At 72.0% G+C, this 14512-nt stretch carries 12 protein-coding genes; 5 read left to right on the top strand and 7 right to left on the bottom strand.

The window, feature by feature from the left end; translation table 11 throughout:
• Nucleotides 1-25 precede the first annotated feature (25 nt).
• The 5 genes from K6T13_RS12640 (at nucleotide 26) to ettA (ending at nucleotide 6906) form a co-directional block, all read left to right on the top strand.
• The gene (locus K6T13_RS12640) at nucleotides 26-1147 is read left to right on the top strand and encodes a PrsW family intramembrane metalloprotease (protein WP_222894916.1); all 1122 of its coding nucleotides are present in this window, start codon (nucleotides 26-28) and stop codon (nucleotides 1145-1147) included.
• Entirely contained in the window at nucleotides 1144-2880 is a 1737-nt protein-coding gene (locus K6T13_RS12635; protein ID WP_249423769.1) for a dynamin family protein, read from the top strand. Before K6T13_RS12640 ends, K6T13_RS12635 begins: the two co-directional genes overlap by 4 nt.
• 37 nt (nucleotides 2881-2917) lie before the next feature.
• Nucleotides 2918-4573, top strand: a complete 1656-nt coding sequence (locus K6T13_RS12630; protein WP_222894915.1) for a GTPase — start codon at nucleotides 2918-2920, stop codon at nucleotides 4571-4573.
• Between the two features lie 145 nt (nucleotides 4574-4718).
• The gene (locus K6T13_RS12625; RefSeq protein ID WP_222894914.1) at nucleotides 4719-5177 is read left to right on the top strand and encodes a single-stranded DNA-binding protein; all 459 of its coding nucleotides are present in this window, start codon (nucleotides 4719-4721) and stop codon (nucleotides 5175-5177) included.
• Between the two features lie 46 nt (nucleotides 5178-5223).
• A complete protein-coding gene (gene ettA / locus K6T13_RS12620) occupies nucleotides 5224-6906 on the top strand; it encodes an energy-dependent translational throttle protein EttA (RefSeq protein WP_222894913.1) in 1683 nt (560 codons plus the stop codon).
• Here the strand turns inward: ettA and K6T13_RS12615 are convergent, their stop codons facing one another.
• The 7 genes from K6T13_RS12615 to K6T13_RS12585 form a co-directional block, all read right to left on the bottom strand.
• Entirely contained in the window at nucleotides 6907-7629 is a 723-nt protein-coding gene (locus K6T13_RS12615) for a gamma-glutamyl-gamma-aminobutyrate hydrolase family protein (RefSeq protein WP_222894912.1), read from the bottom strand.
• 1 nt (nucleotide 7630) lies between these two features.
• Nucleotides 7631-8410 carry a 3-oxoacyl-ACP reductase gene (locus K6T13_RS12610; RefSeq protein WP_222894911.1) on the bottom strand — a complete coding sequence of 260 codons (780 nt, stop codon included), beginning with the start codon at nucleotides 8408-8410 and terminating at the stop codon, nucleotides 7631-7633.
• 18 nt (nucleotides 8411-8428) lie between these two features.
• Nucleotides 8429-9793, bottom strand: coding sequence for an aldehyde dehydrogenase family protein (locus K6T13_RS12605; protein ID WP_222894910.1), 1365 nt, complete (start codon nucleotides 9791-9793; stop codon nucleotides 8429-8431).
• Between the two features lies 1 nt (nucleotide 9794).
• Nucleotides 9795-11189: a glutamine synthetase family protein gene (locus tag K6T13_RS12600; RefSeq protein WP_283247924.1), complete on the bottom strand. Its 1395-nt coding sequence runs from the start codon at nucleotides 11187-11189 to the stop codon at nucleotides 9795-9797.
• 2 nt (nucleotides 11190-11191) lie between these two features.
• Nucleotides 11192-12622: an ethanolamine permease gene (eat, locus tag K6T13_RS12595; RefSeq protein ID WP_222894909.1), complete on the bottom strand. Its 1431-nt coding sequence runs from the start codon at nucleotides 12620-12622 to the stop codon at nucleotides 11192-11194.
• A gap of 91 nt (nucleotides 12623-12713) precedes the next feature.
• Nucleotides 12714-13280, bottom strand: coding sequence for a MarR family winged helix-turn-helix transcriptional regulator (locus K6T13_RS12590; RefSeq protein ID WP_222894908.1), 567 nt, complete (start codon nucleotides 13278-13280; stop codon nucleotides 12714-12716).
• Nucleotides 13281-13285: 5 nt separating this feature from the next.
• Nucleotides 13286-14500, bottom strand: coding sequence for an acetyl-CoA C-acetyltransferase (locus K6T13_RS12585; protein WP_222894907.1), 1215 nt, complete (start codon nucleotides 14498-14500; stop codon nucleotides 13286-13288).
• Nucleotides 14501-14512: the final 12 nt, after the last annotated feature.

Below are 14512 nucleotides of genomic sequence, written 5' to 3'. Positions count from 1 at the left end.
ACGACCCGGCGACTAGGCTGCGCGCATGCCGGGAGCCCGCCGTGACAGCGTCGCCTTCACCGTCCTCGTGACGGTGCTGGTGCTGCTCGGCGCCCTGCCCGTGCTGGTCGTCATCGCAGCCTCCGGCGCGCCCTCGTCGCTGCTGCTCGCGACGGTGCTGGCCGCGCTCCCCGTCGGGCCGCTGGTGGCGGCCTACCTGTGGCTCGACCGCTACGAGCCAGAGCCCCGTCGGCTCCTCCTGTCGGGCCTGCTGTGGGGCGGTTTCGTCGCGACGGCCGCGGCCCTGCTCGTGCAGGGCATCGGTGGCATCGTCGTCGGCTTCACCGACCGTCAGTCGCTGGCGGTCGTCGCGCCGGTCACCGAGGAGCTCGCCAAGGGCGCGTTCCTGGTCCTGCTGCTGTGGTGGCGACGCCACGAGCTCGACGGCATCCTCGACGGGATCGTCTATGCCGGGATGGTCGGCATCGGCTTCGCCTTCGTCGAGAACATCCTCTACCTCGCCGCGGCCTACAACGGGACCGACGGCATGGGTCCGGGCGGGACCGAGGCCCTCACCACCGTGTTCATCCTCCGCTGCCTGGTCAGCCCGTTCGCGCACCCGCTGTTCACCACCTTCATCGGCATCGGGGTCGGCATCGCCGTCGGTTCGCGCAGCGGCGCCGTGCGGCTGCTCGCACCACTGGCCGGTTACGTCGTGGCGGTCCTGGCCCACGGCCTCTGGAACGGCTCGACCCTCTTCGGCTTCGCGGGCTTCGCGGGCGTCTACGTCGTGCTGATGGCCCCGGCCTTCTTCGGCCTCGTCGGGTTCGCTGTCTGGGCCCGGCGCTCCGAGCGACGCATGCTCACGGCCGCGCTCGGCGACGCCGCCCAGCGCGGCTTCATCCCCGCCACCGACATCCCGTGGCTGGTCGACCTGCGGGCACGGCGGGCCAGCCGTCAGCACGCCCGCCAGGTCGGCGGCGAGTCCGCCCACCGGGCGATGCTCGACTACCAGCAGGCCGCGGTCGAGCTCGGCTTCCTGCACCACCGCTATCTCCGGGGTACGCCGCCGCCCGGGTTCGCCGCGCGCGGCCAGGCCCACGTCGACCGGATCAACGCCGCCCGCCCGTACGTCGCCTTCCCCGGACAGGTGGTGCCCACCCGATGACCGACCTCCAGGCGCGGATGGCCACGGCCCTCGCGCAGCTCCGCGAGGCGCTCCACGAGGTGCGGCTGCCGCTCGACCTGCCGACCGCGGAGGAGCACCGGGCCACGCGCACCGAGCTGGTGGACCAGCTCGAGGACTACGTGATCCCCCGGGTCCTCACCGCGGACGCGCCGCTGCTCGCCGTCGTCGGCGGCTCCACCGGGGCCGGCAAGTCGACCCTGGTCAACTCCCTCGTCGGAGCCCGGGTCACCGAGCCGGGCGTGCTGCGGCCGACGACCCGCTCGCCGGTCCTCGTGCACAACCCCGCCGACACCGAGTGGTTCCGCCGGCCGGAGCTGCTGCCGGAGCTGGAGCGCGTCGACCGGGCGACCACCGACCCCGGCGCGCTGCAGCTGGTGCCCTCCGACGCGGTCCCCGAGGGTCTCGCGATCCTCGACGCGCCCGACATCGACTCGGTCGAGGAGCAGAACCGCACCCTCGCCGCCCAGCTGCTTGCCGCCGCCGACCTGTGGCTGTTCGTGACCTCGGCCGCCCGCTACGCCGACCAGGTGCCGTGGGACTTCCTGCGCCGCGCCGCCGAGCGGTCTGCCGCGGTCGCCGTGGTCCTCGACCGCACACCCGCCGACGCGGTCGAGACCGTGTCGACCCACCTCGCGCGGATGCTCGCCAGTCGGGGCCTCAAGGACTCCCCGCTCTTCACGGTCCACGAGGAGGCCGTCAGCGACGAGGGGCTGCTGCCCGCCGGTGCCGTCGCCGAGGTCCGCGAGTGGCTCGACGCGCTCGCCGCGGACGCCGAGGCTCGCAGCCTGGTGGTGCGGCAGACGCTCGACGGCGCGGTTCGCACGCTCACCCGTCGCACCCACGCCCTCGCCGACGCGGCGGACGAGCAGGTGGCAGCCGAGCGACGGCTGCGCGACGACGCCGAGGCGGCGTACGCCGACGCGGTCGAGCGGGTCCAGGAGGCGACCGCCGACGGCACGCTCCTCCGCGGCGAGGTGCTGGCCCGCTGGCAGGAGTTCGTCGGCACCGGTGAGCTGCTGCGCTCGCTCGAGGAGCGGATGGGCTGGCTGCGCGACCGGATCACCAACGCCGTCCGCGGCCGGCCGCAACAGGCCACCAAGGTGACGGCCGCCGTCGAGTCCGGGCTGGAGACCCTGCTGCTCGAGCACGCCGAGGCGGCCGCCGAGCGGGCCGAGGCGTCGTGGCAGACCCTCGCGCCCGGCCAGGCCCTGCTGCGCGACGCCGGCGAGGACCTCGGCCGCGCCTCCCGCGACTTCCGGCGCCGCGCGGAGCGCGCCGTCCGCGACTGGCAGAACGACGTGCTCGAGATGGTCCGCTCCGAGGGCGCCGACAAGCGCGGCACCGCCCGCTTCCTCGCCTACGGCGTCAACGGCCTCGCCGTGGCCCTCATGATCGTCGTCTTCGCCCACACCGGCGGGGCCCTGGTCGGCGCCGAGGCCGGTGTCGCCGGCGGCGCCGCGGTGCTCGGCCAGAAGCTGCTGGAGGCGGTCTTCGGCGACCAGGCGGTCCGGACCCTGGCCGAGCGGGCGCGCCGCGACCTGGCCCGCAGGACCGAGGAGCTCCTCGGCTCCGAGCGCCGGCGGTGGACCGACCTGCTCGACTCGCTGGGCGTCGACGCGGAGGCCCCCGGCACGCTCCGCGAGGCCGCGCGGCGGGTCGACGACCTCCGGTGGGCGGCGTCGGATGCGGAAGGAGCAGCCACCGCCCCCTAGGCTGTCCCCGGCACACCGGCAGATCACGAGGGAGAGCATGACGTCCTTGCTGGAGGGGGCGCGGAAGCTGGTCACCCGGGGCTCTGACATCGGCGCCCGCCTGGAGGGGCTCGAGTCCGCGGTCGCGGCCGCGCGCGGCCGACTCGACGACGAGCTGGTCGACGACGCTGCCGCTGTCGTCACCCGCGCCACCGGACGCCTCCGCCTCTCCGCCGACCACACGGTCGTGGCCATCGCCGGCGCCACCGGCTCGGGCAAGTCCTCCACCTTCAACGCGCTCATCGGCCTCGACCTGGCCGCGGTCGGCGTGCGCCGGCCCACCACCTCGTGGGCGACGGCCTGCGTCTGGGGCACCGACGGGGCCGACGAGGTGCTCGACTGGCTGGAGATCCCGCCCCGGCACCGGGTCGTGCGCGACTCGATGCTCGACGTGGTCCGCGCCGACCGCCAGCTGGACGGCGTCGTCCTGCTCGACCTCCCCGACCACGACTCCACCGAGGTCTCGCACCACCTCGAGGTGGACCGGTTGGTCCGGCTCGCCGACATCATGGTCTGGGTCCTCGACCCCCAGAAGTACGCCGACGCCGCCCTCCACGACCGCTACCTCGCGCCGATGGCCCCTCACCGTGACGTCATGGTCGTCGTGCTCAACCACCTCGACAGGGTGCCGCCCGCGGGGCGTGAGCAGATGCTCGGCGACGTCCGGCGCCTGCTCGACCAGGACGGCCTCGAGGGCGTGCCGGTCTTCGGGGTCAGCGCGCGGGAGCGCGAGGGGATCGCGGAGCTGAAGAAGGAGATCGCGGGCCGGGTCGCCGCCAAGAAGTCGACCCGCACCCGGATCGCCGCCGACGTGCGGGCTGCCGCGGAGCGGCTCGACGAGGCGACCGGCCGTGCCGAGGTGTCCGGGCTGCCCCCGGAGCGGGTGGCGGCGCTGGAGGACGCCTTCGCCGACGCCGCCGGTGTCCCGACCGTCGTCGACGCGGTGGAGCAGTCGACCCGGGTCCGGGCCAACCGCGCCACCGGCTGGCCGGTCGTCTCCTGGCTCGGCCGGTTGCGACCCGACCCCCTCAAGCGTCTCCACCTCGACCTGGGGGCCGCCGGCAAGCAGCTGACCGGCCGCGCCCGGACCTCGGTACCGCAACCCACCGAGGTCCAGCGGGCACGGGTCGACACCGAGGTGCGCGCCCTCGCCGACGAGGTCTCGACCGGCCTCGCGCGGCCCTTCGCGACCGCCGTACGCCGGGCGTCGACCGCGCGGCTGGATGACCTCGGCGACGGACTCGACCGGGCGGTCGGCGGTACCGACCTCGGCGCTGCGCAGATCCCGGCCTGGGCCGGGGTCGTCCGGGCAGCCCAGTGGCTGCTGGTCGTCGCCGCGCTGGGTGGCGCGGCCTGGCTGGCCGCCCTGGCGGTCATGGGCTACCTGCAGCTCCCCGAGCCGGCAACGCCGGACTGGCGTGGCCTCCCGGTCCCGACCCTGCTGCTGCTCGGCGGGGTCGGCCTGGGCGTGCTGCTCGCCCTGGGGTCCCGGGTGCTGGTCCGGCTCACTGCGCGCCGCCGGGCGCGTCGTGCCGACCAGCGGCTGCGCCGCGCGATCCACGACGTCGCGCAGGAGCTCGTCGTCGGTCCGGTGGAGGACGAGCTCGGTGCCTATCGCGAGGTCCGCGACGGCCTCGACCGGGCCCTCCGCTGACCGAGGACCGCCACAAGACGTCCACATCTGCCGGACCCGACGCCTCCTCCACCGGCAGGGCCGTCGTCCGCTGCCGCTGTCCGGGGGCTCACCGAGGGTGGGTGCGGGTCCGGTCGCCCGACCGGCCCCCCATTGAGGAGGCACGATGAACGAGTCCATGGTCACCTTCCAGGGCTACCTGGGCGGCGAGGTCCGCACCCGTCAGGCGGGGGAGGCGACGGTCGCGTGGTTCCGGGTCGCCAGCACCCCGCGCCGGTTCCACCGCGGCAGCGGAGAGTGGTCCGACGGGCCGACCCAGTGGTACACCGTCAACGCGTGGCGCGCGCTGGGGGAGCACTGCGCCGCCTCCCTGACCTCCGGCGACCCGGTCGTCGTGCACGGTCGGCTCACCCAGTCCACGTGGGTCAACGGCGACGGCGTCGAGGTCACCTCGCTCGAGGTGGACGCCGTCTTCGTGGGGCACGACCTCAACCGGGGCCGCACCCGGTTCGAGAAGGCGACCCGCGCCGCAGCCACGTCGGCGCAGCCGGCGGAGGCCGCCGACGGTCGGCCGGCCGACGGAGCGCCGGCATCCGACGGGCTCGTCACGGGGTGGGTCGCCTGAGAGCGGATTGGGAGCACCCGCGCCCCGGCCCGTAGGCTCGGGCACCATGGCTGACTATGTGTTCACCCTGCGCAACGTGCGCAAGGCCCACGGCGACAAGGTCGTCCTCGACAACGTCACCCTCTCGTTCCTCCACGGCGCCAAGATCGGCGTCGTCGGCCCCAACGGCACCGGCAAGTCGACCCTGCTCAAGATCATGGCGGGGCTCGACCACCCCAGCAACGGCGACGCCATCCTGGACCCGGAGGCGACGGTGGGGATGCTCCAGCAGGAGCCGCCGCTGACCGAGGGCAAGACGGTGCAGGAGAACGTCGAGGAGGCCGTCGGCGAGATCAAGCGCAAGCTCGACCGCTTCAACAAGGTCTCGGAGGAGCTGGCCGACCCCGACGCCGACTACGACGCCCTGCTCGCGGAGATGGGCGACCTCCAGACCGACCTCGACCACGCCGGTGCCTGGGACCTCGACAGCCGGCTCGACCAGGCGATGGACGCCCTGCGCTGCCCGCCGCCGGAGGCGCTGGTCGACAACCTGTCCGGTGGCGAGCGCCGCCGGGTCGCCCTCTGCAAGCTGCTGCTGCAGCAGCCCGACCTGCTGCTCCTCGACGAGCCCACCAACCACCTCGACGCCGAGTCGGTGCAGTGGCTGGAGGGCCACCTGGCCAACTATCCCGGCGCCGTCCTGGCCGTGACCCACGACCGGTACTTCCTCGACAACGTCGCCGGCTGGATTCTCGAGCTCGACCGCGGCAAGACCCACCCCTACGAGGGCAACTACTCCACCTACCTGGAGACCAAGAAGGACCGCCTCAAGATCGAGGGCCAGAAGGACGCCAAGCGCGCCAAGATGCTCGAGAAGGAGCTGGAGTGGGTCCGCTCCAACCCCAAGGCCCGCCAGGCCAAGAGCAAATCCCGGCTGGCGCGCTACGAGGAGATGGCGGCCGAGGCCGACCGGATGCGCAAGATCGACACCTCCGAGATCAACATCCCCTCCGGTCCGCGGCTCGGTGACGTGGTGCTCGAGGCGGAGGGCCTCACCAAGGGGTTCGACGACCGCGCGCTGATGCACGACCTGTCGTTCACGCTGCCGCGGGCCGGCATCGTGGGCGTCATCGGCCCCAACGGTGTCGGCAAGACCACCCTGTTCCGGATGATCACCGGGCAGGAGGAGCCCGACGGTGGCCGGCTCGAGGTCGGCAAGACCGTCAAGATCTCCTACGTCGACCAGAGCCGGGGTGGCATCGACCCCAACCAGAACGTCTGGGAGGTCGTCTCCGACGGGCTCGACTTCATCAAGGTCGCCAACTTCGAGATGAACTCCCGCGCCTACGTCGCCTCCTTCGGCTTCAAGGGACCCGACCAGCAGAAGAAGGCGGGCGTGCTGTCCGGTGGTGAGCGCAACCGGCTCAACCTGGCGCTGACGCTGAAGATGGGCGGCAACCTGCTGCTGCTCGACGAGCCGACCAACGACCTCGACGTCGAGACGCTCTCCTCCCTCGAGGACGCGCTGCTCGACTTCCCGGGGTGTGCCGTGGTCACCTCCCACGACCGGTGGTTCCTCGACCGGATCGCCACCCACATCTTGGCGTGGGAGGGCGACGACGACGACCCCGCCAAGTGGTTCTGGTTCGAGGGCAACTTCGCCGCCTACGAGGAGAACAAGATCGAGCGGCTCGGCGCCGAGGCCGCGCGGCCCCACCGGGTCACGCACCGCCGCCTGACGCGCGACTGATCAGACGGGCTGCCGCGCGGTCGCGTACGTCGCGGCCGCGCGGACCAGGCCAGCGAGCAGCCCCACGTCGGCCGAGGTCTCGGGGTGCCACTGCACGGCCACCCAGAACCGTTCGCCGGGCAGCTCCATCGCCTCCAGCGTCCCGTCGTCGGCGTGCGCGGCGGCCGTGTAGCCGGGGTGGGCCCTGACCGACTGGTGATGGTGGCAGCTGACCGTCAGCCGCTCACCGAGCAGCCCGGCGACCCGGGTGCCGGCGACGGTCGCCACGTCGATGGGGCCGAAGACGTCACCGCCGGGGCTGTGCTGCTCGTGGCCCACGAGGTCCGGCGTGTGCTGGTCGAGCTCGCCGCCCGCGTGCACCGCCATCACCTGCATCCCGCGACACACCCCGAGCACGGGCAGCTCCACGGCAGCGGCCGCGTCCAGCAGCGCCAGCTCCCACGCGTCACGGTCCGGTCGCCAGCCGGCGGTCCGGGGATGGGGGGCGGCGTCGTAGCGCGCCGGGTCGACGTCGGCGCCGCCACTGATCACCAACCCGTCGAGTCGGGCCACGACGAGGTCGGCGGCCCCGGTCTGGTCGACCGGCGGCAGCAGCACCGGCACCGCTCCGGTCGCCAGCACCGCGTCGGCGTACTGCGTGGGCAGCACGTCGGCCGGCTGGTCCCAGACGCCCCACGCCGCCTGCTCGCGGTAGGTCGTGAGGCCGATCAGCGGCGCGGCCATCTCACACCGGGGTGACGTAGGCGCCCGAGATCCCGCCGTCGACGAGGAACGTGCTCGCGGTGATGAAGCTCGACTCGTCGGAGGCGAGGAAGACCACGGCGTGGGCCATCTCCTCCGGCTCCCCGAAGCGTCCCATGGGGACGTGGACCAGGCGCCGCGCGGCCCGCTCCGGGTCGGCTGCGAACAGGTCCTGGAGCAGCGGGGTGTTGACCGGTCCCGGGCACAGGGCGTTGACCCGGATCCCGTCCCGGGCGAACTGCACGCCCAGCTCCCGCGACATCGACAGCACGCCCCCCTTCGATGCCGAGTAGGAGATCTGGGACGTGGCCGCGCCCATGACCGCCACGAACGAAGCGGTGTTGATGATCGACCCCGAGCCCTGCTCGAGCATGTGGGGGAGTGCGGCCTTGCAGCACAGGTAGACGCTCGTGAGGTTGACCTCCTGCACCCGTCGCCACGCGTCGAGGTCGGTGTCGAGGATCGAGTCGTCGTCGGGCGGCGAGATGCCGGCGTTGTTGAAGGCGACGTCGACCGACCCGTAGGTGTCCTTCGCGGTCTGGAACAGGGCGTCCACCTGCTCCTTGTCGGTCACGTCGACGTGGACGAACGTCGCGTGGTCGGCGCCGCCGAGCGTGTCGACGACCCGCTTGCCCGCTTCATCGTCGATGTCACCGATGACGACCCGCGCGCCCTCCTCGACGAAGCGGGTGACGGTGGCCAGACCGATGCCCGAGCAGCCGCCCGTGACGACGGCGGTCTTGCCCTCGAGACGTCCTGCCATGGTTCTTCCTCTCGTGGGTCAGTGGGCGATGAAGACGTTCTTCTCCTCGGTGAACGCCTGCGGGGCGTCCGGACCGAGCTCCCGGCCGAGACCGGACTGCTTGTATCCCCCGAACGGCGTCCAGTAGCGCACCGCGGAGTGCGAGTTGACGCTGAGGTTGCCGGCCTCGACTGCGCGCGCGACCCGGAGCCCGCGGCCCAGGTCGCGGGTGAAGACGGAGCCCGACAGGCCGTACTCGGTGTCGTTGGCCAGCTCCACGGCGTGTGCCTCGTCGTCGAAGGGCATCACGGCCACCACCGGACCGAAGACCTCCTCGCGCCAGATCGGCGCGCCGGGGTCGTCGGCGAGCACGACCGTCGGCGGCATCCAGAAGCCGTCGCCGTCGGGGCAGGAGCCGGTCATGGCCACCTCGACACCGTCGAGGTAGCGGCGCACGCGGTCACGCTGGTCGGCGGAGATGAGCGGGCCCATCTCGCTGGCGTCGTCGGCCGGGTCGATGACCTGGACGCCGGCCACGGCCGGCTCCAGCAGCGTGAGGAAGCGGTCGAACGCGGGCCGCTCGACGAGGATCCGGGAGCGGGCACAGCAGTCCTGCCCGGCGTTGTCGAAGACGGCGTACGGCGCGGAGGCGGCGGCGGCCTCGAGATCGGCGTCGGCGAAGACGATGTTGGAGCTCTTGCCGCCGAGCTCGAGGGTCACCCGCTTCACCTGCTCGGCGCAGCCGGCCATGATCCGCTTGCCGACCTCGGTCGACCCGGTGAAGGTCACCTTCCGCACCAGCGGGTGGGTGACGAACCGCTCCCCGACGACGGGGCCTCGCCCCGGCAGCACGGTGAGGACGTGCTCGGGGAAGCCTGCCTCACGCGCCAGCTCAGCGATCCGCATCGCCGTGAGCGGGGTCAGCTCGGCCGGCTTCACCACCACCGTGTTGCCGGCGGCCAGCGCCGGGGCCATGCCCCAGCCGAGGATCGGCATGGGGAAGTTCCAGGGGACGATGATGCCGACCACGCCGAGCGGTTCGTGGAAGGTGAGGTCGGTCCCGCCGGCCACGGGGATCTGTCGCCCGTGGAGCCGCTCGGGAGCGCCGGCGTAGTAGTTGAGGCAGTCCCGGACGTTGCCGGCCTCCCACCGCGCGTTGCCGACCGTGTGGCCCGCGTTGCGGACCTCGAGCTCGGCCAGCTCCTCGATGTGGTCGTCGACGACGGCCGCGAAGCGCCGCAGCAGGGCGGCCCGGTCTCCCGGGGCCATCGCCCGCCAGGCGGGGAAGGCCTCCTGGGCGGCCTCGATCGCCGCGTCGGTCTCGTCGACCGAGGCCAGCGAGACCTCGGTCAGGGGGCGGCCGGTCGCCGGGGCGACGACCGTGTGCGTCTCGTGCGGGGGCATGTCACAGCCTTTCGAACCCTCGTCGCAGCTCCCAGTCGGTGACCGCGGCTTCGAAGGCACGGAGCTCGACGTCGGCCATGTTCGTGTAGTGGTCCACCACCGCGTCACCGAAGCACGATCGTGCCACCTTGCTCGCCGCCCAGCTCTCCCGGGCCTCCCGCATCGTGCGGGGCACCCGCTCGGCGTCGGAGCGGTAGGCGTTGCCCTCGGTCTCCGGCACCGGCTCGAGCTCCTGCTCGATCCCGTGCAGGCCTCCGGCGAGCATCGCCGCCAGGGCCAGGTAGGGGTTCACGTCGCCGCCCGGGATCCGGTTCTCCAGCCGCGCCGAGCTCCCGGAGCCGACCAGGCGGACCGCACAGGTCCGGTTGTCCAGGCCCCAGGCGATCGCGGTGGGTGCGAAGGAGGCGTCCGCGAAGCGCTTGTAGGAGTTGATGTTGGGCGCGTACATCAGGGTGAAGTCGCGCGCCGTGGCGAGCAGGCCGGCGACGAAGCTGTCGTAGAGCGGCGTACGCCGGTCCTGCTCCTCGTCCCAGAAGACCAGCTCGCCGTCGAGCCCCCGCAGGGACAGGTGGATGTGGCAGGAGTTGCCCTCACGCTGGTCGTACTTGGCCATGAAGGTGATCGACTTGCCGTGCTGGGCGGCGATCTCCTTGGCGGCGTTCTTGTAGACCGCGTGGTTGTCGGCGGTCACGACCACGTCGTTGTAGAGGAACCCGATCTCGTGCTGACCGAAGTTGCACTCGCCCTTGGCGCCCTCGACGTCGAGGCCGGCGGCGTACATGTGGTTGCGGATGTCACGCAGCAGCGGTTCTGCCCGGGTGGTGCCCAGGATCGAGTAGTCGACGTTGTACTGGTTGACGCCCCGCAGGCCGCTGTAGCCGGCGTCGAAGGCCTCCTCGTAGGTGTCCTCGAACGCGATGAACTCCAGCTCGGTGCCGGCGTGGGCCGTGAAGCCCATCTCCCGCGCCCGGTCGACCTGGGCCCGCAGGATCGCTCGGGGGGACTCGACCACGGGACTGTGGTCGGGCCACATGAGGTCGCACTGCACCATCGCCGTCGCGGGGAGGTGGGTGAGCAGCCGCAGGGTGCTCCAGTCGGGGACGAACTCCATGTCGCCGTAGCCGCGGTCCCAGGACGAGATCGCATACCCGTCGACGGTGTTCATGTCCACGTCGACCGCGAGCAGGTAGTTGCACCCCTCGGTTCCCGCGCTCAGCGCGACGTCGAGGAAGTACTGCGCGTGCAGCCGCTTCCCCTGCAGTCGGCCCTGCATGTCGGTGAACGCCAGGATCACGGTGTCGACGGTCCCGTTCGCGATCTCGTGGCGTAGCCGGTCCAGCGTCAGCATGCGGTCGTTGACCGGCTGCTCGGTCCCTTCCGTGATGTGGTTGCCCACGCTCAGTGCAGTCCCTTCTCGGCTTCCTCGATGGCGGCGAACTCCTCCTCGGGAGCTCCCTGGACGATGTGGTGGCGGCTGTAGATCCCGAAGTAGGCGATGCCCAGCACGTAGACCAGCGCGGTGATGAGGACGGCGCGCGGCTCGACGATGAACCCGGCGATCACCGCCACGCAGGCCAGTGCCAGGGCGATCCCGGTGGTCACGACACCTCCCGGCGTCCGGTAGGGCCGCTCGAGGTCGGGCTCGCGGACGCGGAGCACGATGTGCGACAGCATCATGAGCACGTAGGAGATCGTGGCGCCGAAGACGGCGACGAGGATCAGCAGGTCGCCCTGGTTGAGCACCGCCATGACGAACCCGACGATGCCGGGGACGATGAGCGCGAGGTAGGGCGTCTTGCGGGCGCCGGTCTTGGAGAGCACCTTGGGCAGGTAGCCCGCCCGGGACAGCGCGAAGGTCTGGCGGGAGTAGGCGTAGATGATCGAGAAGAAGCTCGCGATCAGGCCGAGCAGGCCGACGACGTTGACGAACGTGCTGACGGCCGTCGACCCGCCGTAGGCGAGCTCGAGGCTGTCGACCAGCGGGTTGCCGGAGTCCTTGATCGCGTCGGAGCCTGACGCACCGGGTCCGACGAGCAGGATGCAGGCCGCGAAGCCCAGCAGCACCAGCATCGCGGCGATGATGCCGCGCGGCATCGAGCGGGCCGGGTCCTTGGTCTCCTCCGCGGCGAGCGGGACCCCCTCGACGGCGAGGAAGAACCACATCGCGTAGGGGAGCGCGGCCCAGATGCCCACGTAGCCGAACGGCAGGAACGAGCTGGCTCCTGCCGCGTCGGTGGCGGCGATGTCGGTGAGGTTGGCCGCGTCGAACTGCAGGGCCGCGGTGACCACGAAGACGACCAGGGCGACGACGGCGATGGCGGTGATGACGAACATCAGCTTGAGCGCCTCGCCGACGCCGTAGAGGTGGAGGCCGACGAAGACCACGTAGCACACCAGGAACACGACGGGTCCGCTGATACCGAAGAGGGAGTCGACGTAGGCCCCGATGAAGTTGGCGATCGCGGCGGGCGCGATGGCGTACTCGACCAGGATCGCGGTGCCGGTGAGGAATCCGCCCCAGGGCCCGAGGGCGCGCCGGGCGAACCCGTAGCCGCCGCCGGCGGTGGAGATGGTGGACGACAGCTCAGCGAGTCCCAGCACCATGAACAGGTACATGACGCCCATCGCGATGGTGGCGATCATGAGACCGCCCCATCCGCCCTCGGCCAGGCCGAACTGCCACCCGGAGAAGTCGCCGGAGATGACGTAGGCGACACCCAGGCCGGCGAGGAGGACCCACCCGGCGACGCCGCCCTGGAGCTGGCGCTCGGCGAAGTACTCCGCGCCCTCCCGCTCGAACTCGACTCCCCTGCTGCTGCGTCCGGCCATGTCGGTCCCTCCCTCGCGGTGGAGGAAGGCTAGGGCCCCGCGAGCCGGCTCCACAACCATCGAAATGGGTACGGCCGGGCCAGGCGCGCTGTCAGTCCTCGCGGGATCCGCGGCGTCGGGTGTCGGGTACAGGTCCCCGGTCGTCCCGGATCTCCATCTCGGGGTGAGCCGCGACGAGGTGGTCGGACACGGCGTTCATCGCCCGCCCCAGGGCCGCGAAGTCCTCAGCGCTGACCAGGTCGACGAGGTGCTCGCGTACCCCCCGGACGTGGGTGGGGGCGGTGTTCTCGAGCAGCAGCATCCCGCGGTCGGTCAGGGTGCAGACGATGCCGCGCCCGTCGTCCGGAGCCTTCTCGCGGTGCACGTAGCCGGCATCCTCCAGCCGCTTCACGGTGTGGGTGACGCGGCTGCGGCTGTGGGCCACGGCGTCGGCGAGCTGTGCCATGCGCATCCGGTGCCCGTCGCGCTCGGAGAGCCGGACCAGGATCTCGTACTCGGTGAGCGACAGGCCGTGCTTGCGGTGCAGGTCGTCGTCGAGCCGGTCGAAGAGCAGCGTGGTGCCGAGGATGAAGGCCCGCCAGTCGCGCTGCTGGTGGGCGTCGAGCCACCTGACCTGCGTCTCGGCGGCGGACGGGTCCTCGTCCGGGACGGCCCGCACGCCACTCACATCCGCTCGAGGATGAGTGCCATGCCCTGGCCTCCGCCGACGCACATGGTGACCAGGCCGGTGGACTTGTCGTGCCAGTCGAGGCTGTTGAGCATCGTGTTCTGGAGGCGGGCGCCCGTCATGCCGAAGGGGTGGCCCACCGCGATGGCACCGCCGTTGACGTTGAGGCGGTCGATGTCGATGCCGAGGTCCTGGTACGACGGCACCACCTGCGCTGCGAAGGCCTCGTTGATCTCGACCAGGTCGATGTCGACGATGCTCATCCCCGCGTTGGCGAGCGCCCGCCGGGTCGCCTCGACCGGCCCGAGGCCCATGATCTCCGGGGACAGGGCGCTGACGCCCGTGGCGACGATGCGAGCCAGGGGAGTGAGGCCGAGCTCGGCGGCGCGGGTGTCGGACATGACCACCACGGCCGCTGCCCCGTCGTTGAGCGCGCAGCAGTTTCCTGCCGTGACCACACCATCGGGTCGGAACACCGGGTCGAGCTGCGAGACCGCCTCCAGGGTGACCCCGGCGCGCGGTCCGTCGTCGGCGGAGACCACCGTGCCGTCAGGGGTGGTGACCGGGCTGATCTCCCGCTCCCAGAAGCCGTCGACGATCGCCTTCTCCGCGAGGTTCTGCGAGCGCACGCCGAACTCGTCGAGCTCCTGGCGGCTCAGGCCGCGCAGCTGGGCGACGTTCTCGGCCGTCTGCCCCATGGCGATGTAGATGTCGGGGATCGTGTCGTCCTGACGGGGGTCGTGCCACTGCTGGCCGCCCTGGGCTGCCTGCTCCGTGCGGGCCACGGCGTCGGCGAACACCGGGTTCCGGGTGTCCGGCCAGTGGTCCGAGGTCCCCTTCGCGTAGCGGGAGACCGTCTCCACACCGGCCGAGACGAACACGTCGCCTTCGCCCGCGCGGATGGCGTGGAAGGCCATCCGGGTGGTCTGCACCGAGGAGGCGCAGTAGCGGGTGAGGGTGGCACCCGGGACGTCGTCCATGCCGTTGAGCACGTTGACGACGCGCGCCATGTTGAAGCCCGACTCCCCACCCGGCAGGCCACATCCGAGGTAGACGTCGTCGACGTCGTGGGGGTCGAGGGCGGGGACCTTCTCCAGCGCCGTCCGGATCGCGAAGGCCGCCAGGTCATCGGGGCGCATGTCCTTCAGCGAGCCCTTGTTGGCTCGGCCGATGGGCGTGCGGGCGGCGGACACGATGACGGCTTCGGGCATGACGGCTCCGAT

It is taken from the genome of Nocardioides coralli (assembly GCF_019880385.1).
GTDB classification, from domain to species: domain Bacteria; phylum Actinomycetota; class Actinomycetes; order Propionibacteriales; family Nocardioidaceae; genus Nocardioides; species Nocardioides coralli.
This window is presented reverse-complemented; position numbering and strand designations above follow the sequence as displayed.